This is a genomic window from Microbacterium sp. NFH-22A-Y (assembly GCF_021401375.1).
GTDB lineage: Bacteria > Actinomycetota > Actinomycetes > Actinomycetales > Microbacteriaceae > Microbacterium > Microbacterium hominis.
Window position 1 is genome coordinate 15,274 of record NZ_JACBGF010000002.1, and the last position, 24,345, is coordinate 39,618.

Below are 24,345 nucleotides of genomic sequence, written 5' to 3' on the forward strand. Positions count from 1 at the left end.
CGCCAATACCTAGTCCGCTGTGGATCCATCCTCTGTGCGCATGAGTCCATGGTGGTGGGGAAGCCGGTCGCGTTCGTAGGTGATGTCGGTGTAGCCGTGAGGAATGGGCTGGCCGTGGTCGTCGAGGCCGACGAAGACGATCTTCTCGATCGTCAGAATGCGGTCACGGGTGATCATGTTGCGCACCTCGGCGCGCATCGTGAGGGAGGTGCGCCCGAACGCGGTGGCGCGCAGTCCCATCTCGATCAGGTCACCTTGTCGTGCGGAGCTGACGAAGTCGATCTCGGATATGTACTTGGTGACCGCCCGAGGGTTTCCGAGCTGGATGATGGCGTAAATCGCGGCCTCTTCATCGATCCAGCGCAGCAGGCTGCCGCCGAACAGGGTGCCGTACGCGTTCAGGTCCTCGGGACGGACCCAGCGGCGTGATCGGAAGGTGACGTCTTCTGACATGTTGTCGCTCATAGGACGACCGTAGGCCGGGAAGCACACTCCCGGCCTACGGTTACCGTCGATCAGGCCGGGATGGGCTGTCCGATGCTGAATCCTTCGAAGTCCTTCGCCTGGATCTCCGAGAGGAGGCCGCGGTAGGCGCCTAGGCCGCCGAGGTAGAACATCACGGCGTGCTTCTTGCCGGGGATGTTCGCCCCGAAGATCCACGAGTCGGTCTTGGGGAACAGCGTGTAGTTTGCGATCGTCGTGCAGGTCTCGGTCCATTCGTCCTCGACCTGCTGCGACACCTCGATGAGCCCGCCTCTCCGCTCCGCCTCGGTCACCAGAGTCGTGATGAACTCGACCTGCGCCTCGATGCTGGGCACCAGGTTGGTGAACGGCCCGTTGGGGCCGAGGATCATGAACATGTTCGGGAATCCGGCCGTCATGATGCCGAGGAAGCTGGTCGGGGCGTCGGCCCAGTGCTCGTCGACGCTCACCCCTCCGCGCCCGCGGATGTCGATGCGGCGGTAGTTGCCGTCGACCGCGTCGAACCCGGTAGCCAGCACGAGCACATCCAGCTCGTGCTCAACACCGTCCGCGGTCTTCACCCCTCGTGGGGTGATCTCAACGATTGGGTTCTCCTTGATCGACACCAGCTTCACGTTGTCCTGGTTGTACACGTCGTAGTAGCCCTGGTTGCACAGGGGCCGCTTCGCATACGGCTGGGTCGGGGTGAGCAATCGCGCCGTCTCCGGGTCCTTGACCGTCTCAGCGATCTTGCGGCGGATGAACGCAGCGGCTGCCTCGTTCGACTCCGGGTTGATAGCGATGTCGTTGAACGTGCCGAACATGAAATAGAATCCGTTGCCTCGGTCCCATGCCGCCTGGAACACGCGCTCCCGCTCGGCCTCGTCGACATCGGTGGCCGCGACGGTGGACTCCTCGAACCCGAAGGCGACGCCGGAGTTTCGGACCTGCTCCCAGATCTCCGGGAACCGGGACTTGTATCCGTCCACCTCCCCCGGGCCGACCGGTCCGTTGCCGGAGGGGACGCTGTACTGCGCCGAGCGCTGGAACACGGTCAGGTGCGACACCTGCTTGGCCGCGGCGACGATGAACTGTGTTCCGGTCGAGCCAGTGCCGATGACCCCCACCCGCTTGCCCTCGATCGACAGGTCCTCCGGCCACTCCGCGGTGTGCACGAGGCGGCCTTCGAACGAGTCGATCCCGGGGATGTCGGGGATGTTGGTTGCTGCGAGCAGTCCCAGCGCCGCCACCACGTATCGGGCCGTGAAGGATTCTCCGGCGGAGGTGCCGACCGTCCAGGTGTTGGTGGCTTCGTCGAAGACGATCGACGTGACTTCGGTGTTCAGCCGGAAGTCCTTGCGGAGGTCGTACCGGTCGACGACGGTCTCAAGGTAGCGGAGGATGTCGGGCTGGTCAATGTACTTGCGGGCCCAGTCCCACTCCTGCAGCAGTTCGTCATCGAACGAGTATCGGTAGAAAGGGCTCTCCGTGTCGGACATGGCGCCGGGGTACCGGTTCCAGTACCAGGTTCCTCCGATGCCGGCGCCCTTCTCGAACCCGCGGACGCGCAGGCCGAGCTTGTCGCGCAGGGTGTGTAGCTGGTAGATGCCGCCGAAACCGGCGCCGACGACGATCGCGTCGAAGTCCGTGGTCTGTGTGGATGTCATGGTGCAACTCCTTCGGTGAATGAGGTGGGTGGGGTGCTGCAGGTCAGTGGCGAAGCCACTGGCCGATCGCCGCAAGCTCCGCGTCGACGTCCGCGTCGCGGCCAGCCAGGAACGGGTAGACGTGCTGCTGTCCTTCGGCGACATGCAGGGTGACGTCAACGCCGGCGCCCTTGGCGCGCTCTGCCACGCGGATGGCATTGTCGACCAACGACTCGACCGAACCGGCGTTGACGTACAGCGGGGGGAACCCGGTGAAATCCGCGTAGAGCGGGTTCGCGAGCGGCGCCGACGGGCTGGTGGTCTCCCCCAGCACGCCGGCGATCATGCCCTCCAGGAGCGGCACGGAGATCAGCGCGTCGGTCGCATCGTTGGTGACCAGCGTCGCGCCGCGGTTCTCCATGTCCAGCCACGGGGAGAACGCGATGACGTGCCCGGGCAGCGGCCGTCCCTTCGCCTTCAACGCCAACGGGATGGCGATGGCGAGATTGCCTCCCGCCGAGTCGCCGATGGTGGTGACGTCCTCGGGGTGGACCCCCCGCTCCAGCAGGGCCTCGAACGCCGCGACCCCGTCGTCTACCTGGGCGGGGTGCGGGTGCTCGGGCGCGCGACGGTAGTCCAGCACGAACGCTGTTACCCCGGCCGCCTTCGCGACGTGCGCGGCGAGCTTCCGGTGGCTGGCCGCAGAGCCGACGGCGAACCCGCCGCCGTGCGTGTAGAGGAGGACCTTGGAGCGATCGGCTCCGGCCGGGAACGCCCAGATGCCGGGCACGCCGCCGACCGTCTCCTCCTTGTAGGTGACATTTTCCGGTTCGATGGTCGGCTGGTGCCATTCATCGAAGATGCTGCGGAACAGCCGCATGTCCAGCTCGTGGGTGGCCATGAGCTCGGACCAGCCCAGATACAGATCACGCAGGGCGCTCGGGACGACTGCGGTCGCGGTGGATGACGAGGACATCGCATAACTCCTTCGTTGATGCTCGGCGCCTGCAGGAACTAGGCGACCACTCGGTGGATGAGCTCTACTCTCAGGGAGGATTCCGCCACAGCGCTGTGCCGATTTGGAACAGCTCACCCGGGTTGCCCGGTGACCACGACAGAGATCGGCTCCGGCGCACGGCATGATCAGGATCCAGCGCACGAACGAGACCGGATCGGGCACGGTGCCAGACGATCAGCGCCGCCACGACGAGAGTCGCGGCGGTCACCGCCATTGCTCCGACCCAGCCGCTCTGCGTGAAGACCGTCGCCAGGACGAGACCGACAGCCGGGATTCCATCTCCACGGAGAGCGACGGCAGCACACGCCGGACGGCGAAGATCTACTCACCGCCACCGTCTCCGCTTCCGACGACGACGACAGCTTCGGCTTCTACTCCCGGCCCACCAAGGCCCACATCATCGCCGCCGGCATCCGCCGCACCGCATGAACGAGCGCCTCATGAACAGCCGCACCAGCCTCACCATCTACCCCGCCCACGACGAGCAAACCCTGCTCCCGCCGACGCCGATCCTCGTCGACGAGCACTACTTCGTCCGCGCCGGGCTCGAGCAACTCCCCGCCCGCCTCATCGGGTTCAGCCCCGCCGGCGCGCTCGCCATCACGGCGTGGGTTCACGACGTGTTCCGTGCCCCGGAGCTCGCACGCGACCTGTACCCGACTTTCATCATCGCCGGTCGCGTCCAGGCATATCCGATCCCCGCCGCCAGGGTCACCGTGCGCGAGCCCGCCGGCGTCGTCCAGGTCGTGATCACCGACCCTCGCGGCAAGAGATACCGGCCATACCTCGGCGAGGACCGCGACATTGCCGACCGCATCGCCGCGGCCTGGGGCTCCCACCGCGGATACTCCGCCACCGTCCAACCGATCACCTGACAATCACGAACGGAGACACCATGCGCTGCTTGATGTGCGAAGAGCCCACCACGATGTACATCCCCTCGGACGACGTCGACGGCATCGGGCTGCATAGCTGCGGTGTCTGCGGGTTCGAGATCGAAGGCCCCCGCGACGAACCCGCGCATGTCGCCGACCATCGGAAGCTCACTGCAACGACGACCTCGACGACGTGTAGGTTCCCGTTGGAAATGGCCGAGGATGCCGGGAATCCCCGGTAGTTGGCAGTGGCCGAAGGCTCAGGATTCCGTGGGGAATGGCGAATCCCTACAGCCCCACGCCAGTCAGTCCTCGGCAACGCTGTCAGCGGCGTCGAGGCCGGGCAGTGTGAGAGCAGTCGCTTCGATCTCTTGCTGGGGTGCAGGCTCGGGCGGCGCCTGCGCCGGCTTACCGAACCCTGCGATTAGAAGCTCGCTGATGTCGTCCTTCAGAGAGCCAAAGCTTCGCAGGAACGCTGCAATGAGGCTCACGCTTGATCTTGCCGCCGGATCATTGAGTCGAAGCTGAGCCCCCGCAGCTTCTGAGATGTCTCGCCCACGAGCTAGCCGCTCGTGAACGACGAGATCAAACTGTCGAGGCAAGTCTCGGAGCGCGGGCTGACGGCCTAGCCGGATTGCGAGTTCTGCAGCAGAGTCAGCCCACTCCGGCGGTGAGGGCTCAAACGCGCCCATGGCCTCAGTCCGCACCTCGGGCGAGGCCTTCGCCGCCGCGAGCAGTCCACTGATGAACTTGTCGAAGTCGCGCGACAACTGGCGCATGCGCTGAGCGGGCACAACTCCGTCTGCGAGGCGTTCGCGAAGAAAACTTGTGAATGCACTCGGATCCATCGGGCGGACAAATCCCACGATCGTTACGAGGTTGAGTACCCAGATACTGAGGGTCTCTGAAATGAGCCACCGTACCGCGAGCTGTTCGTCATCCTTGACGCCGGGCGTCCAGCGCTGGCAAAGCGTCTCAAGTAGACCCAGGCTCTGCTTCAGTGCAGCGAACGGATCTAGAAACCACACGGTGGAAGTGAGGAACTTGAACGCAGGTCCGAGCGTGGGATCGTCCTTGCTGACTACTTTGACTGTGCGCCGCAGAAGCAGGGCGTTGGGTCCGTGGGCCCCAAGATCTGTGAGTTTCGAGAGATTAAGTGCGGCCTCTCGCGCCTGGAGGTCGTTGATCGATTCGACGCTGACGCGGGAATGGCGGCCCAGCTCCCGGGTTCTGGGCGTCACGCTCGAGGCAACAGTCAGTTCCGCTCGCTCTGCGCCTACCAACTCTTGCAGTCCGCGTAGCCACACAATACGGTCGAGTGGTTTCGGCGCGCTCTTCCCCGTCCCGCTCTTGGACTCGCCAATGGTCCGGTGACTCTCGAGCCCGGGACCAAGCCCGATGGCGAGTAGATCCAGGTCGGTGACTTGGATGAGTTCCGCGCCGTAGTAGCTGATGAGGTCGATGCCTACCCGAGTGAAGTACCCCTCCCAGAACCACACTTGGCCTACGCGGCATTCGAGTCGATCACCGGGGGTTAGCGGGTCGGTCTTGACGGGTGGCACGTTGCAGTTCCTTTCTCAGCTCGAGGATCGCTGATCTCGCGATCTCGTCAGCGGCTCCGAGGTCGCCCGCGCCCGCACGTGTTTGCTCTGGGTTGGTGAACTCGCCTGGAGCTCGGAGGAGGTTCACCGTCGGGTCCGTCGTTCCTGCGGACGTTGATGAGTTCTGAAGCCACGCGAGCCCGCCTTCGACGATCTCCTCCTTCACAAGTTCGAGGTATGCCCGGCCGTGGTCCGTTTCACGGACGCGAACGATGCCGTGCGCCTCAAGCAGGTGGTAGTCGGTGCTGATGTTGCTCGCAGGCCCAACGCTCCCGCGGTTTAGGAGCGCCCGCACGAGGACCACAGGATCGTGTATTCGACCGCCGCTACGTTCCGCTCGTTCATGCCCGAAGAGCATGTGGGCGACAAAAAGCTTGCGCTGATTCAGCGCCTCGGTGGTTGTGAGCCGGTCGTCCTCCGACTCGAGAGTAGGTGAAAAGACATATGTCTGCGCTCCGGATCCTCCCGTCGACTTGACGGTGGCGGCCTGGACGAGTCCGACCTTCTGTGCTGCGCCGAACACGCCGGGGGTCGGTTGCGCGAGGAGTGGAAGTGCGAGGCCGGGGTGTTGCGCTGCCTGTTCACATATGCCGAGAAGCGCGTCGCGCTCGCCCGGGGGAAGGCCACGGAGGAACGACGCGATCTCAATCTGTCCTGACTCCCACACGTAAGGGCTATAAATTACGTCCTCGGCGAGATCGACGGAGTTGACGCGCTTTGTAAGGCCTGTCGCCAGTGCAAGGTTCAGACCGGTTTCGCTGACTTGGTCGTTGAATCCTCGTCGGTGGAGTTGGTCGAGATGTTGGGTGGTCGTCAACGGGGCGAACGATGCGACTTCGATCGAGTGCAGCGTTACGATCTCATCGATGGTCGGGTTGAGCTGCTGTAGAACGCGGTAGGACTGTTCGATGAGGTTCCCGGTTACGCCCAGAAACTCCTGCACCTCGATTACAACGCCTTGTGTGTCCAGCGCGAAGTCTGCAACATTGGCAGCCTTCAGCGCCGGCAGCACGGTCGAGTGAAGTGATTGCCTTCCAATTCCTGCCTGGACGGCGAAAGACTCGAGGGCGGATGCACTCAAGGGGTCGGAGAATCCATGGATGCGGGCGACGAAGTCCATCGCTTCGCCTGCGTGAAGTAGTGACTCGAGTCTGGGTCTCAGAGCCGGGTCGATTGTGCGCGAGGCTTGATGAACCCGCGTCACAGCGCGCCCGAGTCGCCGGTCGGACCTGTTGACGTCCAGATCGGCAGTGGTGCTCTCCGCCATTCGAATCTCCTCACCCGCTACCGAGATGAGCCTACTGATCGGGCGTACGCTCCTCGCAGTGCGCTCGTCTCAATTTGTGGGGAATCGCATTTCGAGCACTCGCTGCCATTTGACGACGTCGGCGGCGTCCTCGGGCCGAAGACTGCGCATGTGTGCCAGACGATTCCGAATCGGCATGATCTGCGCGCTGAACTGTCGCCAGTGAGCGGCGCTCAACCCCAAGTCGCCGATCTGGGAACGGTCCTTTAGTTGGAGCAACTCCCCGAGTGAGAGCCATTCGAGAGGGTCGCGCAATTGCTTGACCGACGTGGCGCCCATGTATGCCGATTCGCTCGCTCGCTCGAGCACTTTTTCCGGAAGGTCGCCGTTCAGGCACTGCGTGCGCCAGTTCTCCGCCCATGCGGCGATTGCGCGCCGACGCACTTCGCGTCGGATGATCCGCTCGATCTTCCAGAGTCCCGAACTCACCTCGGCAAGCTGCTGCTGAGGATCGAGGGCATCCGCGAGAACCTCGTCGAGCGCCTTCTTGAGCGGTCCGAGATGCTTCGGAAAATTCCATGTCCGAGTCGCACCGTCGGGCGCTGTAAGGCTGGAACCATCCAGCGCCTCAAGCTCCCTCGCGTTGAGCAGGCCCAGCGCGCTCTGGCCAATCAGCAGGCTCTCGTACACGACACGATCGAGAGACGCAGCCAGGTCCATACCGAGTTCTGTCAGCGCCCGGCACAGTACGTCGGCCGGGGAGGCGCCGTCTTCAACGCACGTTGGCCACTCGTGAGCGCCTGTGCTCTTGACGACCGGAGCATGCGCCAGGCTGGCGTCGTCAAGGAGCGAACTCCCGACCACTGGAGGGAAAGCAATCCGAGGCGCCCGGGAGAGGAGGATGACCCTGCCGCCGGCCTCGACGTCGCTGAAGACGCGCTCGCGTAGCGCACCCATCTGAGTGGCCTCACTCTGCATCGTGAGCGACTCCATCCCGTCGATCACGACTGTTCCGGTGGTAAGTGGGCCATCTGGCTGCAAGTAGTCCCGGACGCGCGTCACGTTCACCTGCGAAGCCCCCAGAGCGCGGCGGGCTGGCTCGTTGCTCGAGCCCAGCTGCAGGAACACGACGCGGAGTTGCTCCGCTTTTCGGTGAACGCCCAGTATCCAGTCGGAGTAGTCGGTCGCGCTCATACGAGCTCCAGGATCACGCTGACTTCGAACTCGCCGTCCTGTTCGTGAATCAGACCCAGGTCCTTCAGTCGACGAACTGCGACGTGCTCGCTGGATGCGAGTTCCTTGAAGTCGGCTGCACTGTCCATCAGCACGTCCAGCATGACGGCCTCGTTCGCGTAGTAGCGCTTGACGTGTTGGACCATCTCCTCAATGTTGCCTTGGACGCGACTCTTCCAATCATCAAGTTCTGTGAGCACGGAAGCGCGAGTCATCGTACGTTGGAAGACGTCGGTCGGAAGGTGCTGCACGACGGCTGAGCTCAGATTTCGATACAGATAGGCGTGACCACCGGACGCCTCGTGGAGTGCCTCGAGCGCACCAGGTTCGATCTGGATGCCCATCTTGCCGCCGACGGTGCTCGCGAGATCGTCCGCCTCTTCTCGCTCCAGCGGCTTCACGTACACGGCCTTCGCCCAAGAGAAGAGGGGATTCGGTCGACCATACAGTCGTCCACCTTCAACGATGGCGCTTGTAAGGCCGGACAGCACGAAGGTGAAGTTCTCAGACTCCTGCACGATGCTCCTGAGGGCCGATAGCAGCTGCGCAATGCGTGGCATGTCGCCTTCAGCGATATCGATGCGATCCGCTGGGGTCAAGTACTCGATCTCGTCCAGGAGGAGCAGGATCCTATGCCCGTCTTTGTGGAGATGCTTGAGTATCGCCTGGAGAGCGTTCTTCAGGTCGAGGATGCTCGGGCGTTCCTGCAGCTGCGAAAGCTCTTGGGTGCGCAGCTTGTGAGCTTTGAGTTCAGCAATCAGTCGTCGACGCAGATCGCTGACGATGTCGTCGGTGGGGTCTTCCGGCGGAGAGGGGAAGGCCTCCAGGTCCATGAGGACGGTCACCACTTTGTCCTCTTGCAACTCCTCCTTAAGCTGCATGAGGATGCTCGTCTTGCCCGACTTCCGCAGTCCGAAGACGCCTGTGACTCGCTGGTTGAACACGTCGTCACGCATCGACTGCAGCAGTGTCCTGCGGCCGAAGAAGCTCGCGCCATACACGGGAGTCGTCATGTAGAAGAGGTCTCGGGCATAGATGTAGTCGCGAAGAAGGGTAATTAGCGAGAGTTCGTCTTCGTCGTCAATCAAGAGCGGGATCGCTAGTTTCGCGGGGCGCGACCAGTCGTTCAGTTTGATCTGTAGACGCCGATCGGGCGACCACATGAAGAAGATGTCCGGAGTGATGGAACGATCGGCGCCACCGAGCTCGCGGGCCGCAGCCTGGAAGGTCCGGCCCTGGAGATCCTCATGCGGACTGTAGAAGATCATCACCTCGCGGGTAAACCCAAACCCGGCCTCGATCGCTCCACTGAATCGCACATGGACGATCGCGCAGTCCCTGAAGCCATCCTGACGGCAGAACCCCGCGTAGACCACCTGGGAGCCAAGACTTCGCAGAGCGTCGATGTGGTCACGCAGGACCGGGTACTTGTATCGAACGCGCTCGACGTTTGCCAGCAGGTCTGGGTGCTGGGGCGCCGCCACAGCGCCCGATCGCCAGCCGAACTGTCGAGTGGATGGTGCGGTCGGATCGAATCCCGGCCGATCGACATGCGGGTCTACGTGCTCACGTCGCATCGGCGATGGCCGAGGCGAACCGGGTCGAGGGGGTCGGGCACCGAACGACGCCCTCACCTTGCGAGCAACTGGAGCTTCTATCGATGAAGACGGGCTCTTGACGAACTCACCAAGTTCTCGCAGACGGACCAAGACGGCCTTTGCGTCGACTCCCAGTTCGGCGGCGAGCTCGTGCACTCGCATCTTCGCCATCTGTTCTCCGCTCGTGGTCACTTGGCCCGCTGTGTCTGCCAGGGGCTGTGCATTACCGGCGAAGCCGGGTTGCCAGATCAGTCTGTTGCATGCTGCAGACACCGGCTGCGATGACACGGCTCGATATATCAGTCGCCGTCCGCCGTCCCACCGAGGCGGCGCGCCTTGAGCAGCACGTTCATGTGCCTCGGGTGGGCTACCCATTGAGTTGTGATCGGTCCAGCGCGTCGAGTGAAATGGCCTTCCACCGGCTGCTAGGCCTTGCTGGGCCTCGGGCCAAACGGGGTCCAGGCCCATGCCCGCGACGAACGTCACGCAGCGCTGGATGTCGATGAGGTCTTCTGGGGCCGCTTTCAGCCGCTTGAAGTGTGCGATGCCATGAGGCGAGCATCTCACGACGGGCGAGACTTCCTGAGCGAGAGCAACCACTCGACTCGAACAGGCTCTGACCCAATCAGTGGACACAAATTCACCGGTGTGAGAGACTACTCCGTTCGCCAAACGAAGGGTCTGGCCGATGTCACACTCTGACGGCAACACGGACTGGGGGCGGATCATCCGCGACATGATCGCGCGTAGCACCGACTCTGCCCCCACCGAGCCCGGGGTCTACCGGATGCCGTGTGGGAACTGCTACGTCGACTTCTTCCTCGCCTCGGACGGCACCGAACGGTGGCTCGTCCCAGGCGATGAGCGCAGCTACACCCGCGACACCGTGGCCATCGCTCGCCACGGCGAGCACCCGTGGGAGCGGATGTACACCCTCGGCCATGCCGCCGCCGAGATCCGCCGCCGCGCGACCGCCGACGGCACACCCGTTCTTGTCCTGATCGATGAGCTGGCAGCGGTCGCCGCCACGGAGGATGCGGCGGAAGACGAGGAAATCGCCCGTATCGCCCGGGAGCGTCCCGCCGACAGTGCGGAGGTGGCGCGCTCCGATCTCGCCCGGAAATTCGGGATCGATCTCGACGAACTCTAGGAACATCTAGCGGTGTCTACCGAAACGCTAGACACCGCTAGATTCTGCTAGACATCCGTCACATGCGAGGAGCGTTAGCCGTGAGTGAGTATCCGTGGTTCGACTTCGACCGAGTCGACTACGTCACCGCGGACACCCACTTCAGCCACGCCCGGATCAGCGAACTCGCGGACCGTCCATTCACCACCGTCAACGAGATGAACACCGAGCTCATCCGCCGCTGGAACGAGACGGTCGCCCCGACAGATGTGGTGCTACATCTCGGGGATGTCGCGCTCGGGCCGATCGAGGAATCGATCACCCTCACCGCGCAGCTGAACGGTCACCGGTACCTCGTCCCCGGGAACCATGACCGGGTCTCACCAGCGACACAGTCCAGGAAGGCGATCGAACGGTTCGCGCCGCTCTACGAGGCGGCCGGGTGGACGATTCTGCCGGAGGTCATCGAAGGCACCCGGCACGGCTACCGGATCCTCGCATCCCACTACCCGTACAAGGGCGACTCGCAGGAGTCGGACCGACACACGTCGCACCGGCCCCGCTGGGACGATGGGATCCCGCTGTTGCACGGTCACACGCACGCACGCGACCACGGCCCGAATGGGCACCAGTTCCACGTCGGCGTCGACGCCCACGCATACGCGCCCATCCCGTTCACCGTCATCGACGAGTGGGTCCGGGGCCTACCGGATGTCGAGCCGTGGCTCGATGTGGCGGTCCGTGAAGCCCGTCAACTCCTCGCCAACCTCGACGCCACCGAAACCTCGAACTCCGACGCGATGTTCTACACGATGGGCTACAACGAACTGCGCGTCGCGCTGGAGGAACTCCTCGGCGCGCTCTACTCTTCCCACCCCGACTCCCCCGGGAACACCGCCAAGGCTTAGGACTGCCTCGGACGCGCTTTCGGCGCGGGCGACGGTATGAACAGTTCGCCTGCCGCGGGGCCGGATCGGAGGGTCCGCGGTTCTCGTCGGAAGCGGATCCATCCACAACGCTGCCAGTGCACCATCGTCAGGTACCGCGGCGACGACGACGTCCAGGCAGCCTGATGCTCCGCGGCGCTGAGATCGTGCGACGCGAGCTCCGGGAATACTTCCCGGAAGGTCGGGGATTGGCCGTGTTCGCGGGCGTAGCGATGGAGGAATGTCACAGCGCGACGCGCCCACACCGGCGCCGTCTCGTCAGCGGTGAGTTCAATGAACAGCGGCGCGAGGTGAGGTGCCGACCACGGCTTGTCCTCCCGGCCTGAGTCGGCCGACACCACGCATTCCTTGCCCTCGACCGTCATCGCAGAGATCCCACCCCGGACTCAGCTCCGGTCACGGGTGTCGTCGGGTGCGCGTTGCGTGTCGGCGGGACCCGCAGGCTCCTCGCCCTGATCTCGTCCTCCAGCTCGGCTGCTGGATGAACCCGCATCCATGACTGCCTTCAGCGCCGTGGTGTACTTCTCTCCTGTCACCTTCACGCGTTCCCGCGCGTCGTGCCGCAGCCGACTGGAAGTTCGTTTCTTCTGCGTCATGCCGACGTCCTTCGCGTGTCTGGAATTCGAGTATTCGTCGATGGCTCGACGGGAGTGCTGCGACGGAGTCCGTGAGCCTGTGATGGGCCCCGCGGGGCGGGCGGGTCAGATCGTTGCCTGCCTGCGTCCGAGGTAGACCCGTTGATGCGCGCCCCGCGTGGGCGGACCGGGATGCCGGCGCTATGCAAATGCCGGTTGATGGTCATCTCGCTACAGCCGGCGAGCTGCGCGATCTGTGCGATGGTCCAGTGCTTCGTTTCATAGTGATCGCGGAGCCAACGGGGGTCGAGGTCGAAGGTGCGGGGTCGTCCCCTTCGAGTCCGGGTGCCCGCGTCGGCGAGAATGCGACCCACTGTCTGCCGAGACACCCTCGTGTCTGCGGCGATCGTGTAGGTGGAAGCTCCCGCCGCGTACACCTGCGTCAGCCGGTCTGGTGGCATGGCTTCTGTCGCTGTCGCTCGTGCCGGCCGGATGGGCGGCCACGACGGCGCGATCTGGGGTCCGACTTCCGGGAGCTGAGGGGTGGGTTCGGGTGTCCAGGTGACGGGCTCCTGAATGCCGTTGGCGACGAGGAACTCTGCGGCGATCTGATCGAGCGCCGCCCGCACCGCCGGCGGGAGCTCCTCTACGAAGCGGGCTACGGCGGGCGGGCTCGCCCTGGTCGTGTGCCACGCCGTAGGCATCGCACGCAGCGGGTTCCCGGAGAGTTCTTGGTACAGGGCTGCGCGCGCCAACTCCCAGCGTCGTCCGCTCCCTGGGGACACGCCCGCGTCCCGGCAGAGCTGCCCCCACTGTGATTCGGGCAGGAGATCGGTGTAGTCGAGGTGGCGGCGGCGGGCGTAGTCGATGGGCACGTCTTGCGTGTCCAATAGAGCTGCCAGGCGGAGGACCGCGTGCAGGGTCGTCACGTGGTGAGTGCTGCGGCCCAGCTCACGCATCACGTGCGTCACCTGCCGTGACGGTGCGTGCGGATCGAGCAGCGCGAGCGCGGCGGAGTGTGTGAGCCTCGTGCCGGTAAACACGACCGCTGCTGCCAGCGCGGACGCGGCGATCTCGTTGTCGACCCGCAGTGGGGCGTACTGGGCGATCCAGTCCCCCCACAACTGTGCCGGCACTTTCCGTGCTCGCTCTTCCGGGCTGACGCCCGACGGCGGTGCGGACTGCAGAAACACGGTGGGGCGGCGGCGGCGACCCAGCGCGGCCGCGATCAGGGTCTGTAGTTGTGGTGTGTGCGCGGTGTACGACGTGCTGTGCGCCAGCCGCCCCTGCAGCAGGGAGATGATCGCGGCCGGATTGGTCAGTGCGCGGTGACCGAGGGTGGTGCCGACAGCGGCCCCGACGGCAGAGTCTGGTCGCGCCCGGATCGCCCTCGTCCAGTCCTCGCTCATCTCGAACAGCCCAATGAGCTCCCGGCCCAGCGGGCTCGCGTCGATGCTGTGACCGCCGACGATTGCGTCCCGCGCGGTGCGGGACAGTAGCCGAATGTCTTCCAACACAGGCACGGCCGGCTGCGGTGCATCAGCATAGATCCCGAACTGCGCCTGACCGGTGGAGACGATGCGCATCATCGCCCGTTGCGCATCCAGCACCGCCTGCGGCACCGGCGTGCGGGTCCGGTCCTCGGTGAGGTCCGCGCGACACCGGTTGGCCTGCGGACCCCTCCCCGGACCCCGCACGGGATTGTGGCAACGCCCGGGAACGGGAACAAGTGCGAGCGGGTGAGCGCGGTGTCGGGCAGGAAGATCACAGGTCTGGCACCGATCCACGAGAAGGCGGCGGTGGCGGGCACAGGCGAACCCGAACGGGAACTGCCACGACATCCGCCACCGTCCACCCGAATCGACCAGGCATTCCGGGCAGTATCGTCCCGCGGTCCCTGCAGCCGGGCATTGCGCGCTGATCCGACCCTGCCGGGTATAGCGGATCGCGTGACGGGCGAAGCGCATCCTCGTCATCTCGTGAAACTGATCGGCAGGGATGCCCGTGGAAGCCTCAAGCCGGGCAGCCTGCTCCTCGGTGAGGGTTGTGGCCCACTTGTCCGCCATCCACGCGGTCGCCGATACAGCCAAACCCTTCTCCTGCTCGATGAGACCGAGCGCGCATGCCATCTCGTTCATCGTCGCCCCATAGGTGGCCGCCATCTTCTCCAGCCAGGAATCGAACGGCTCATCCGGCAGTGGCCGCACCCGAAACGGCAGCACCCGCACCTCGTCGGAACGCGTCGCGGCCTTGCCGGTCATGCGGCTGCCACCTCGCCACCCTGGGTCTTTCGGCGGCGGCCCGCTCTCTGGCTTCGAAGCTGCCGTTCCAGCTTCGCCTCCAGCTCACGACGTTCCGTCTCGGCGCCCTCGTCGATGCGAATATCATCGAGCAGCTCCCGATCGATGCGTTCCCTGCCGGTGCGGATTGCGCGCGATGCGCCGCGGCGGATCAGGTCCATCAGCGACCCGATGTTCCCGGTCGTGCGGGCGAACAGGTACCGCGAGAGGTCGACGAGCATCCCGTCTCTCCCGTCGGTCAGCACGAGGGCCTGGTCGATGCCGAACAGCAGCCGGTCCCATTCATCGCGGCCGCGTTTGTGGGCGAGGGTGAAAGGTTCCAGGCTGAGGACTGTCCACCGTCGGAAGGTCTGCGCCATTGCTGCGCCTTCGCCGGTCTGGCCCTCCCCGACGAGTCCCCGCTTGCGGAGGGCGACACCGGCGAACAGGAACGTGGCGTTGTATTCATTCGAGAGCCACTTCAACTGGTTCGCGACCTCTACCCCGTCACGGGTATTCATCCGCAGGAAGTGGAGATCATCAACGATCACCAGGCGCGTGTCGTGGCGTTCGATGCACTCCGCGGCTGCCCGGGCAAGATCTCTACCCGCCATCGAGCGGTGCAGGATCCCGGCGGTGGCGGGGTGGGCGTAGAACCCGAGGATCATCATGTGCAGACCCTTGATCGTCGGCCGGCCCGTCAACGTCACATGACACACCGGCAGGTGCCGCACGTCCCGGTCCTGATCCAGCCACTCCCCGGCCTCCGCGATCCGCTGCTGGTGGAACACTCGACCGAAGTTGTTCACCACCGTGGACTTCCCGAGCGCCGGCGGCGCGTCGATCGCCGCCGCTGACTTCACCCGGTCGGCGTCTTGCAGGTTCGAGTCCAGGATGTCGCCGAGTTGCAACTCGATCTCCTGCACCTGTCGGGTGCGCAGCAGGATGTTCGCGTGCCACTGACGCCGCGCCAAGTCATACCCGACACGCTCCTGCGTGGATAGCGCCGCCAGCCGCTTCAGCGTGAGGGTGTCCGGACGGGTCCGGGCTGGGCGTTCTGCGAAGTCGTTCCACCCCTCGTAGGTGGACAGGCTCCGCTGCCGTGCTCCCGCCTGCGGCTGGGGCTGGGTGGTTGTCATCGGAGCATCTCCATCGGCTCGAAGCGGTAGTCGCCACGGATGGTGGGCTCGTCGATGTCGTCCTCGTCGTCATCATCTCCGGTCTCCGGCACATCGACCCGTGTCCTCGGATCCCTCACCCCGCCGGTCAGCTCCGTCGCCAGGTCCGACCCGGCCGTGAGTTCTGCGTCCAGCATCCGTTGCACCGTCCGCAACGACCACACCCCTTCCGGATCGGGGTTCTTCTCATCCAGGCGGGCCGCCATCCGGGCGCTCATCCGCCGCTCCGACGGTGTCAACCCTCGGCCCGCGCCCCAGTCCTCGAGCAACTGCGCGGCAACATCATCGACCTGCGAGGGGCGGCCCTGCCGGATCGCAATCTTCTTCGCATACTCCAACGCGTCCAAACTGAACGGGGTGTCGAACGCGTCCTTGTGCTCCCACTCCAGGGTGTGCCAGGTGTGATCCTCCGGGTCGTGGAAGTAGATCTTCGTCAGGTCGTCCGGGTTCACCACGAACGGCCACTCCGTGCCCGTGTCCCGGTGGATCGACCGGGCCCGGTTGCGGTACTTCGCCACCGAATCCCCCGTGTAGCGAAGATTGTGAATCTCCACCCCATAGTGGTTGAACTGACGCTTCACCACCGGCAGCAGCTCCAACAGCACATTCCGGTCCGTCGGCATCCGCAGCGAACCCGCGACAGCGAGCCCCTGGTCATACTTCTGCGCCGGACTCAACTTCACACCCGGGAGGCTGGGATCGGCGAGCGACTCATGCGGGCGGAGGTGATAGACCGTCGCGATCCACTCGCGGATGATCTGCTCCAACTGCGGAACCGTATACACCGCCTCACCCTCAACATCGTCCCCACGACCCGACACGTCCGCACCCTTGTAGCCGGGGAGCTCCTGCAGGAGAGAGTCGAGAGTGCGAAAGAAGCGCTCCACCGGGCTCTTGTCGGTGGGCTGGTAGATACGGGCTGGCTGGATTGATATGCCCAGTCGGGCGCACGCGGTGGTGACATGCTCGGAGAGGAAAGGGCGACCGTGGTCCACGACGATCGTCTCGGGCAAGATGCCGGCGCGTGTGAAACGGGCGACATCGGTTCGGGTGGGGTCGACGAGCACCGTGTCAGGCACGCCGTGATACGGGACACGAGCGGCGGTATCCCAACTGCCCGGTAGGTCGAACGGCAGCATCGCTTCGACGAGAACACCGGACACGTCGATGGACTTGGTCGATCCTGGCGTCAAGCGCAGCCCGAGAATGCACCGTGAGTAGAGATCGATCGCGACCGTGAGGTCCGCGCAGACCCACTTGCCCGTCACCGGAGCGACGGCGAACACATTCAGTGGGGTGGTGTCAAGAAGTACGAACTCACCGGGACGTGACGCGGTCAACCGTCCGTAGGGAGCGGCGGGCCGGTTCGCGATCGATCTCTTTGCCTTCGTGGAACCCGCGAAAGTGCCTCGTCCGCGGGTGAGCTCGTCCAAGCCCCGGTATGCGCTGGCGGTGGACGGGAATGTGACGACGTCGGGGCCGTGAAGTCTCTCGATGCGTGCGCGGATCCGGGCGAGGATGATCTTCTTCTGCACCTTGGACTGATCGTCCTGCTCATCGAGTATCGTTCGCGCGGCGTCAACCCACCGCGGGTCGAAGTTTGTCAGTGCCGCACCCGTCCGTGACATCCGGGTATCGATGAGACCCGCTTCCCCGGTGTCTCGATACCGGGAGACCCATCGCTCCAGGGTCCGTAGGCCTATGTCGAGCTCTTTGGCCTTGGCCTTCTGTCGCTCTCGGAGCGGCCGTTGCGGGTGGTACTCCAGTCGTGGCTCGCCCTCTCGGGCGACCTCACGACTGCCCGACCGGTATCCCGTGAGCACCTCACGGACGTGATCCGCCCGATGGTGAGCACCCGCCTGAGCGGACTGGGTTGCGTCCGACCAGACAAGCATCAAAGGTTGCGTCTGCTCGTCGTCGCCCACCCTGCCTGGCACGTGCACTCTGCCGCCTTCCGACTCCGGTTGCAGCACATCGATCATGCGGAGACGGCGAGTGCGCCCATCCGCGGTGCGGACGATGACGGCGCCATCACCGATCTCCGCGACCGTGCACATCTTTCCGTCGTAGGCAATCTGGGCCCCCGGGCTGACCTTCCAGGTGTTCTTCATCGGACGCGTTTCCCTTCTCGTTGATCTGCGGGTGTGTGGATCGTCGCGCTCGACACTCATGTCTCCAGGAGGCTGGTGATGTCGAGCACGCGGGTGAGGTCCGTGTGCAGGCGCCGCGTCCACATCAGGTGCAACACAACGGACCGAGCCAATCGCGGATCGGCAGTGATCGCCGTGACAGCTCGCACCGCTTCGCCGAATGTGACCGGAGTGGATAGCAACTCTGCTGCGCCATCGACTTCGGACTCGAGGAACTGGAAGCGCCGCCTATACCCGGCGAGGAACCGCACGTTCGCCAGCACGACAGGATCGGGCTCGGATTGCACCCGGTACTCCCAGCCGTGCCCCTCGATCACGCGCCGCGACCATCCCAGAGAATCGCGCACTTTCGGGCGTGACAACTTCTCAGCCGGCTTCACATCAACCACGCACCCCGACTCATCGGCGTGGACGAACAGGTAATCCGGGACGTGCTTGCGGCGCGTGCCGCGATCATCGCCGTCGAGCAGAAACGGCTGCGAGAGGATCCACACCACCCGCGGGTCGAAGTCGGCCAGCAGCAGGTTCACATACTCCAACCGCGACTCGTACCCCACCGGGGCCTCCATCGTCGCCGACCAGTACGAGCCGGAGAAGTGTCGCTGCTTGCGGTACCAACGAAACTCCCGCCACGGCACCGCGGTATCGAACTGACGAAGACGAACATCATTCAAGGCGATGACATCGACGTGATCGTCTGACCTGCGAATCTGAACCGTCGACGCCAGCCCGGTCACAGCCCCGACGCTCCCTGGTACGACAACGGAAACGAACCAGCCCCTGCGGTCCGGCGGTTTGTGAACATGTCGCCATCATGGGCGCCCACACACGCGTGCATCCATGCACGAAACCACCACGAATACGTAACACACGTCATACCGAGTTGCTCTTGCGAATCGGTCAATTACGTACTACGTGACGTACGTTCTAGTGAATGTCACATTCACTGTACTCTCGAAACGACCAGAATCAAGTTGTGTACGTCAGATAGACAACACCGGGAAGGAAGTCGCCTCGGAATCACCTCGCGCACGTGCCGGACGTCGGTGACGTATGCGAAACTCGGGGCATGACGATAGTGGAGCCGATCGCACCAGCGGAGTCGCGGCTGTTCTTCGGCAACAGCTACATGAACGCTGTCGTCATAGAGATCGCCGCCCTCGAAGGCGACACCTTCTCTCCCAAGCAGATCGTCGAAGCGACTGGACTGTTGGGGAGCATCGTCCACCCACTGATCCACAAGCTCCGCGACGCACACTTCCTTGAGTTCGTCGGACGCGTGCCCGTAGAGCGGACCCTGCTCTACCGGATCCGTGACAACTACTGGTGGGAAGCCGCGCGACGCTACGCCGCCGACCGGGAAGCCGCATCGGCCGAGCGCACGGCTTCCTAACTGCCTGGGGACTGCAGCGGAACGTAATAGGCATCCAGATCGATTGCTAGAGCTGTTCCCAGCCGGGAAAGTGCGCGATACAGACGCGTCGCGAACCAGATCAGTTCCTGTCCTCCTGGGGAGTACGCGACCCCGTCAGTCTGATCGAAGGCGCCTCCTCGGACAGCAATGCCGAGATCGAGCCCCGTGGGCTGAGGCTCGGTGATCGAGCCCACAGCTGCAGCACCGCGGATATCTCCCCAATCAAGATCCGTGCTGAGAAAGACACCCAGGATCGGCTTGGCTTCCGGATCCTGAGCTGGATACGTACCGCCTGCATGCCGGATCTCCGCTGAGGTGCGGTGAAGTCGGCGAACGCTGGCGACCTTGTCCCGGGCGTAGTCGAGGTTCTCCTTGTTCATTCTGGGCTTCACCTCACAAACGGCGTACAAGCTCTCGACCGGCACGAAGCGGACGTCGCCCTGCTCGAAAAAAAGGGGCGAGTACTGTCGATCGAAGATCGCAATGTCGATCTGTCCGCTCTGTTGCCCGAGGGAGTCGATTGCGAAGATTGGCCCGACCCCGTATCGCTGGGGAAGAAACTCCCGGAGCACGCTGACCCATTGCTCCTCGGTGGCGTCACCCTTGGTGCCGGGATGATCTGTGAACTGCGGCATGAGCCCCAGCCCTGTGAGCATGTGGTCCTGCTTCGCCGTATATGCCTTGGCAAGGTCGAACGGTTCGGACATGGGTGGTCTCGCTTTCAATGGACGCGGCTGGGAGATCGCCCGCGGGGATGGTGTCGAATGTTCGTGTTCGGACGCCACGCGCTTTGTGTAGGTCCACGACGTAGTTCTACCCGTCGCGCATAGCGGTCAGCAATGATGTGGGCAGCGGCCGGTACTGGTGAAACCTCAACTTCGATGTTGGACTTCAGTGGCTTCGCCGGGTGGCATCTGGTTCCGCGAGCCCTGATCGGTTGCTGTGAGTGCGAGCGCGGCACGGTGGAGTTCGATGCCGTCTGGCGATTGCGCGAGCACCCATACGCTCAGGTGCGGGCGGGGATTCGGTGACCCAATAAGCGCGATGAATCGATGGAAGCGAAGTTCCAAGTCGACGAGGTGGGAGATGTAGGTGTTGAGATCCAGCGGGCTGGGTTCTGGCGGACCGTTGGGATGGGTGTGCCATTCTCCGATCCATTGTGAGCGGTCGACCTTGTGGGCGCGGTCCGCGGCGAGTTGGGTGTATTCGAGGTCACGGAGGAAGTAGCCGGGTTGGTGGACGGCGTTCGGACCGGGTGCGGAGGCGGATGTAATGACGAGGGCGTTTTCGTGTCCGAAGAGTGCACCGCCGGTTTCGAGCGTGGGGTCGCTTCTCGCGATGATCGTTCTGATCGATGTGAGCGCACCCTGGGTGATACCGACGGTCCAGCTCACGGGTGGCGATGGCATGCGGGGCAGTCCGGGTAAGGGGGCGTCGCGGAGGACCAGTGCGGGTGGAGTGCTCGTCGCGCATCGAAGGGGGCGGCGTAGCCGGGTGATGGGCGGAGGGCGATGACGAGGTTGTCATCGGTGAGGGTCTGATCGACTTCACCGGCGTTTTGCAAGAGAGTCGCGACGGCGACTTTCGCTGCGATGCTCCCAACGAGGTGAAGGTCTCCACCTATTGCGGTCATCGGGTTGTGTCGGGTGCCGTCCCCGTAGCCTCGGTCCAGGCTCGGTTCGGGATCGATCATTCCGTTGTCGCGCATGTATCGACGCTGACAGTCGAGGCATCCGACCTCGGGCAGTGCACGGATGCGCAGAATCTCTCCGTATCTGCCGTCGGCGAGGACGCAGGCGAACACAATCGGTTTGCCCGCACGGCGTGCAAGGTAGTTTGCGACGCGTCGGGGTTCGACTCCGTCGACGGTGCAGATGATGATGTCGGCGGCGTCAATCAGGGGTCGGGTGATGTTGGCGTTGGCGGTGAGGTCGATGGGCCATGGGCTGATGTTGCTTTCCGGCCACTGCCTGTTCAGGGATGCCTTTAATCCATCCACTTTGGACATTCCAACGCTCGCGGCAGCGAGGACGTGCCGGGGAACGTTGTGGAAGAGGATCTTGTCAGGATCGACCAGGTCGATGTGGCCAACTCCGTAGCTTGCGAGTGCTTCGGCTGCGGCTCCTCCGATGCTGCCGGCGCCTAGCAGGAGCGCCCGCGAGGTCGAGAGGAGGCTGGTTGGCCAGAGGCTTCCAAGGGCGGTCACATGCTGGGTTCCGTCCTGGATGTCCAAAGAAATGGGGCGGACGGTGTCGTTCGAGATCGTCCACGCCGACCAGGCCGGAAGCCGTTCCCCATCGCGGATCTCCGGAGGGTCGGGACAGAAGGTCACGGCGATGTGCCATTGGCCGGGAAGCGGTGCGATCGCCTGCGGGACGAGGGTCTGGAAGGCGTCGAAGGGCATTGTCGCGTGTTGGTGGGTGAGAAGGTACGCGCAAAACGCGGCGTCCGCCGGCACTCGGTACCAGTGGCCGACGCGATTGAAGTCGGCGACCGTGAGGAAGTGGTCGGGATCCTCCGTGAGATGGACGAGGTCCGAGTCTTCGTTCGAGAGGGCGACGACTATGGCGGCCTTGTCCGGTGCGGACAGACGGCAGGTGAGATTGCCCCACGCGTACGACTTGTCGATGACCTCCATCGCTTCGGTGGGCAACAGCACCAGCCAGTTCTCGCCACTCATGCGCTGTGCTCGGTCACGCTGTCTCTTCCGCGGTCGCGGTGATCAAGTGATCGAGTTGCTCGTCGGTGACGATGCCGTTGACTGTCATGTTCGGGATCTTGCCGCGCTGAAACAGGGCGAACTCGATCATCCATCCCGACGCTTTCAGGATCAGATCGCTGGTCCGCGAGAAGAGGTCCCACTGGTCGGCATCACGGAGCAGGCAGAGGCCGCCATTGGGGAGCACGTGGTACTGGGTGAAGCTTCGCAGGGTGACGTCGGGCTGCGGTTCCAAAGGGTAGAGGATTGGTGGGACCGCGGGGAAGCCGTGCCCGTACGCGACCCGCGCGCGCAGCGGCTGGTCGACGAGGTTTGACAGCCCGGCTGGTTCGGGTCGTGTGAATGGCCATACCGGGAGTGCGCCGCTGAAGTGACCGGCACCTTCGGGCGTCCACTCGAGGGCGGGGGCCACCGAACCGATGTCGTCGATCTCCTGCGCGAGACGACCCGGGTCATCCTCCCACCAGCTGCGGAGGATCAAGGTCAGCCCTGCGGGGAATCGCGAACCGGACGCGGCCCAGTCTCTCCCGCTCCACCGGGAGGCAGTACGAGCGGGAACGCAGTCCCGAAGACGGACTGCCAGTGACGTGTCGCGGCCGGCTGATCATTGGAGGCGACGGCCCGAAGCGCCGCGACGGCGTCAGCTGCTGCATCCTCTAGGGACCTGCGCAGACCGGCCACGTCCAGACTCGGCTGGATCAACCCGGAGAGCTCCGCGGGATCTTCAACGCGCAAGGAGTGCGTCGAGGCGTTGACGAAGAAGTTCTTCAACGCCTCGGGTCGGTTGTTGCTCACCGACAGGCAGTCCAACGCGAGAACCTCCATCACGAGCGACTTGACCGTGCCGGTCACATCTTCATGCTGACGCGACCAGTACTTGAGGACCCGGACCAGCGGGCGAAACAACGACCAGTCCTGCTGCCGCCGTGCGACCTCGTTGATGAGGTACTCAGGGTCTGCGAGCGACCAGCGCTCCTCCTTCTTGAACGGGATCAGGATCCCGTCCGGACGTCGCAACGCTGGCATCACATCGACAGTGAACGCGTTGTCCTGCTCCGGCGGATCGACGAAACACTTCGCGGCGCGATTGCGGTCGGCGGTGCGGATCAGGCGCACCAGCTGCGCGCGCGATCCGTGGGACACGGAGAGGAGATCGTTCACCAGATCATGGCAACGCTCGATCGCCTCTTCGGCAGAGCCCCCGTCCTCGCCCCAGTCCGGGTGCTCGTCCTGATCGAACTCGACCACGAGATCCACATCATGCACCGGCTGCAGCTGGGTGCTGCGGGCGAGCGAACCCGACCCCCACACCACCTTCACATCCGGCGCGGTCAGCAACGCGGACGTGAAGGTGTCGCGACGGTCACGGGCAATCTGCACGACCTTCACATCCGCGTCGACAACCGACTGCAGGGTAGCGAAAGACTCGAGAACCGTCATGGAGCACCTCTCCCCAGCGGCCCGGGTGCGGGCGCTGATTCAGCGTACGGCCGACCTCGGACATCTTGCGGAAGAGTCGCCGTCTCTCGTCCCGCATACTCGGCGCCCTCACGTCCGACTACATGCAGCGTTCTCAGGAACATGGCGGATCCGCCATTTGTCCGCCACTTCATCTGAGAATCCGCCATCTTCGCCGAGAACCTACACCTACTGTAGGTTCCCGCTCGAGATGGCGAGGAATGCCGCGATTCCACGGTAGTTGGCTGGGGTTTCGGGTTCAGGATTCCGCGAGTAGTGGCGGATTCTTACAAGAGCTCATGGCCGTCGCGGCGATCGGCTACACACCATGCAGCGTGTCCGAACCGGCAGCGACGCGCTCTCCCCGGCCGCAGCAGCGCCCCCCGACGTGAACGGGAATACTCTCGTCAATCGGGGAGCTCCGGCAGGCGTCATCCTCCGCCGGGCAGATGCTCGAGGTGCCCGATGGCCTCCTCGAGCAGTTCGGAGACGTGGTCGTCGAAGAGCGAGTAGTGGATGTGCCGGCCGTCGCGCGTGCCAAGGACCAGGCTCAGATGCCGCAGCAGCCGCAAATGGTTCGATGTGGTCGTCTGTCCGATGTGCAGCTGTTCGCTGAGGTCGGTCACGGTGCTCGGCTGAACACTCAGCGCGCTCAGAATGCGCAGCCGCACAGGTGACGCCAGTGCCTGCATGATCTCGGCGAGACGCTCAGCATCCGCTACGGACAGGGTGCCTGCTTCCCGACGCGTCTCAGTACCGGCCATGCTCACCATTGTGCCCTCCGACCACGATAATCATTCACAACTACAATATATCA

At 64.2% G+C, this 24,345-nt stretch carries 23 protein-coding genes and 1 pseudogene; 4 read left to right on the plus strand and 20 right to left on the minus strand.

The window, feature by feature from the left end; all coding sequences use genetic code 11:
* Positions 1 to 9 precede the first annotated feature (9 nt).
* The 3 genes from L0965_RS06045 to L0965_RS06055 are packed head-to-tail and all read right to left on the minus strand — an operon-like array spanning position 10 to position 3,084.
* Positions 10 to 465 carry an acyl-CoA thioesterase gene (locus tag L0965_RS06045; RefSeq protein WP_230005328.1) on the minus strand — a complete coding sequence of 152 codons (456 nt, stop codon included), beginning with the start codon at positions 463 to 465 and terminating at the stop codon, positions 10 to 12.
* A 50-nt stretch (positions 466 to 515) separates the two neighbouring features.
* Positions 516 to 2,129 carry an NAD(P)/FAD-dependent oxidoreductase gene (locus L0965_RS06050; RefSeq protein WP_005054981.1) on the minus strand — a complete coding sequence of 538 codons (1,614 nt, stop codon included), beginning with the start codon at positions 2,127 to 2,129 and terminating at the stop codon, positions 516 to 518.
* A 43-nt stretch (positions 2,130 to 2,172) separates the two neighbouring features.
* Positions 2,173 to 3,084 (minus strand): alpha/beta hydrolase, encoded by a 912-nt coding sequence (locus L0965_RS06055; protein ID WP_005054979.1) that lies wholly within the window; start codon positions 3,082 to 3,084, stop codon positions 2,173 to 2,175.
* A 482-nt stretch (positions 3,085 to 3,566) separates the two neighbouring features.
* Here L0965_RS06055 and L0965_RS06060 point away from each other — a divergent pair, with 482 nt between their 5' ends.
* Positions 3,567 to 4,001 (plus strand): hypothetical protein, encoded by a 435-nt coding sequence (locus tag L0965_RS06060; protein ID WP_101305219.1) that lies wholly within the window; start codon positions 3,567 to 3,569, stop codon positions 3,999 to 4,001.
* A gap of 305 nt (positions 4,002 to 4,306) precedes the next feature.
* On the opposite strand, the gene L0965_RS06065 is transcribed toward L0965_RS06060, so the two are convergent.
* The 5 genes and pseudogenes from L0965_RS06065 to L0965_RS06085 form a co-directional block, all read right to left on the minus strand.
* The gene (locus tag L0965_RS06065) at positions 4,307 to 5,563 is read right to left on the minus strand and encodes a hypothetical protein (protein WP_005054973.1); all 1,257 of its coding nucleotides are present in this window, start codon (positions 5,561 to 5,563) and stop codon (positions 4,307 to 4,309) included.
* Positions 5,526 to 6,722 (minus strand): hypothetical protein, encoded by a 1,197-nt coding sequence (locus tag L0965_RS06070; protein ID WP_165801300.1) that lies wholly within the window; start codon positions 6,720 to 6,722, stop codon positions 5,526 to 5,528. Before L0965_RS06070 ends, L0965_RS06065 begins: the two co-directional genes overlap by 38 nt.
* A gap of 216 nt (positions 6,723 to 6,938) precedes the next feature.
* On the minus strand, positions 6,939 to 8,042 hold the full coding sequence (locus tag L0965_RS06075; protein WP_005054969.1) for a hypothetical protein: 1,104 nt from the start codon (positions 8,040 to 8,042) through the stop codon (positions 6,939 to 6,941).
* Positions 8,039 to 9,565 (minus strand): AAA family ATPase, encoded by a 1,527-nt coding sequence (locus L0965_RS06080; RefSeq protein ID WP_005054967.1) that lies wholly within the window; start codon positions 9,563 to 9,565, stop codon positions 8,039 to 8,041. The genes L0965_RS06075 and L0965_RS06080 overlap by 4 nt, the downstream gene beginning before the upstream one ends.
* 140 nt (positions 9,566 to 9,705) lie before the next feature.
* A pseudogene (locus L0965_RS06085) lies at positions 9,706 to 9,850 on the minus strand (translation initiation factor IF-2 N-terminal domain-containing protein); the annotation flags it as partial.
* A 517-nt stretch (positions 9,851 to 10,367) separates the two neighbouring features.
* Between L0965_RS06085 and L0965_RS06090 the strand changes: the two are divergent.
* On the plus strand, positions 10,368 to 10,829 hold the full coding sequence (locus L0965_RS06090) for a hypothetical protein (RefSeq protein WP_005054965.1): 462 nt from the start codon (positions 10,368 to 10,370) through the stop codon (positions 10,827 to 10,829).
* Between the two features lie 80 nt (positions 10,830 to 10,909).
* Positions 10,910 to 11,716, plus strand: a complete 807-nt coding sequence (locus tag L0965_RS06095) for a metallophosphoesterase (protein WP_005054963.1) — start codon at positions 10,910 to 10,912, stop codon at positions 11,714 to 11,716.
* Here the strand turns inward: L0965_RS06095 and L0965_RS06100 are convergent.
* From L0965_RS06100 to L0965_RS06125, 6 genes are read right to left on the minus strand one after another with little or no spacing between them, the layout of a single operon-like run.
* On the minus strand, positions 11,713 to 12,120 hold the full coding sequence (locus L0965_RS06100; protein ID WP_043341843.1) for a hypothetical protein: 408 nt from the start codon (positions 12,118 to 12,120) through the stop codon (positions 11,713 to 11,715). The genes L0965_RS06095 and L0965_RS06100 overlap by 4 nt on opposite strands.
* A 21-nt stretch (positions 12,121 to 12,141) precedes the next feature.
* Positions 12,142 to 12,351 carry a hypothetical protein gene (locus tag L0965_RS06105; RefSeq protein WP_133177970.1) on the minus strand — a complete coding sequence of 70 codons (210 nt, stop codon included), beginning with the start codon at positions 12,349 to 12,351 and terminating at the stop codon, positions 12,142 to 12,144.
* Positions 12,348 to 14,591: a TniQ family protein gene (locus L0965_RS06110; RefSeq protein ID WP_101305218.1), complete on the minus strand. Its 2,244-nt coding sequence runs from the start codon at positions 14,589 to 14,591 to the stop codon at positions 12,348 to 12,350. The genes L0965_RS06105 and L0965_RS06110 overlap by 4 nt, the downstream gene beginning before the upstream one ends.
* Positions 14,588 to 15,748, minus strand: coding sequence for a TniB family NTP-binding protein (locus L0965_RS06115; protein WP_005055282.1), 1,161 nt, complete (start codon positions 15,746 to 15,748; stop codon positions 14,588 to 14,590). The genes L0965_RS06110 and L0965_RS06115 overlap by 4 nt, the downstream gene beginning before the upstream one ends.
* Positions 15,745 to 17,898, minus strand: coding sequence for a DDE-type integrase/transposase/recombinase (locus L0965_RS06120; RefSeq protein WP_005055284.1), 2,154 nt, complete (start codon positions 17,896 to 17,898; stop codon positions 15,745 to 15,747). Before L0965_RS06120 ends, L0965_RS06115 begins: the two co-directional genes overlap by 4 nt.
* Positions 17,899 to 17,954: 56 nt before the next feature.
* A complete protein-coding gene (locus L0965_RS06125) occupies positions 17,955 to 18,674 on the minus strand; it encodes a TnsA-like heteromeric transposase endonuclease subunit (protein ID WP_005055286.1) in 720 nt (239 codons plus the stop codon).
* A gap of 332 nt (positions 18,675 to 19,006) precedes the next feature.
* Between L0965_RS06125 and L0965_RS06130 the strand changes: the two genes are divergently transcribed.
* Positions 19,007 to 19,330, plus strand: a complete 324-nt coding sequence (locus L0965_RS06130) for a hypothetical protein (RefSeq protein WP_234057957.1) — start codon at positions 19,007 to 19,009, stop codon at positions 19,328 to 19,330.
* Here the strand turns inward: L0965_RS06130 and L0965_RS06135 are convergent.
* From L0965_RS06135 to L0965_RS06160, 6 genes are all read right to left on the minus strand, one after another.
* Entirely contained in the window at positions 19,327 to 20,058 is a 732-nt protein-coding gene (locus L0965_RS06135) for a DUF6602 domain-containing protein (RefSeq protein ID WP_005054591.1), read from the minus strand. The two genes, L0965_RS06130 and L0965_RS06135, sit on opposite strands and share 4 nt — an antisense overlap.
* A 165-nt stretch (positions 20,059 to 20,223) precedes the next feature.
* The gene (locus L0965_RS06140) at positions 20,224 to 20,745 is read right to left on the minus strand and encodes a Mov34/MPN/PAD-1 family protein (protein WP_052323164.1); all 522 of its coding nucleotides are present in this window, start codon (positions 20,743 to 20,745) and stop codon (positions 20,224 to 20,226) included.
* Entirely contained in the window at positions 20,742 to 22,031 is a 1,290-nt protein-coding gene (locus L0965_RS06145) for a ThiF family adenylyltransferase (protein WP_005054595.1), read from the minus strand. The genes L0965_RS06140 and L0965_RS06145 overlap by 4 nt, the downstream gene beginning before the upstream one ends.
* A 13-nt stretch (positions 22,032 to 22,044) precedes the next feature.
* Positions 22,045 to 22,551, minus strand: coding sequence for a hypothetical protein (locus tag L0965_RS06150; RefSeq protein ID WP_005054597.1), 507 nt, complete (start codon positions 22,549 to 22,551; stop codon positions 22,045 to 22,047).
* Between the two features lie 2 nt (positions 22,552 to 22,553).
* Complete coding sequence (locus L0965_RS06155) at positions 22,554 to 23,510, minus strand: hypothetical protein (RefSeq protein ID WP_005054599.1); 957 nt, start codon at positions 23,508 to 23,510, stop codon at positions 22,554 to 22,556.
* 449 nt (positions 23,511 to 23,959) lie between these two features.
* Positions 23,960 to 24,292, minus strand: coding sequence for a helix-turn-helix transcriptional regulator (locus tag L0965_RS06160; protein ID WP_045246029.1), 333 nt, complete (start codon positions 24,290 to 24,292; stop codon positions 23,960 to 23,962).
* Between the last annotated feature and the right edge of the window lie 53 nt (positions 24,293 to 24,345).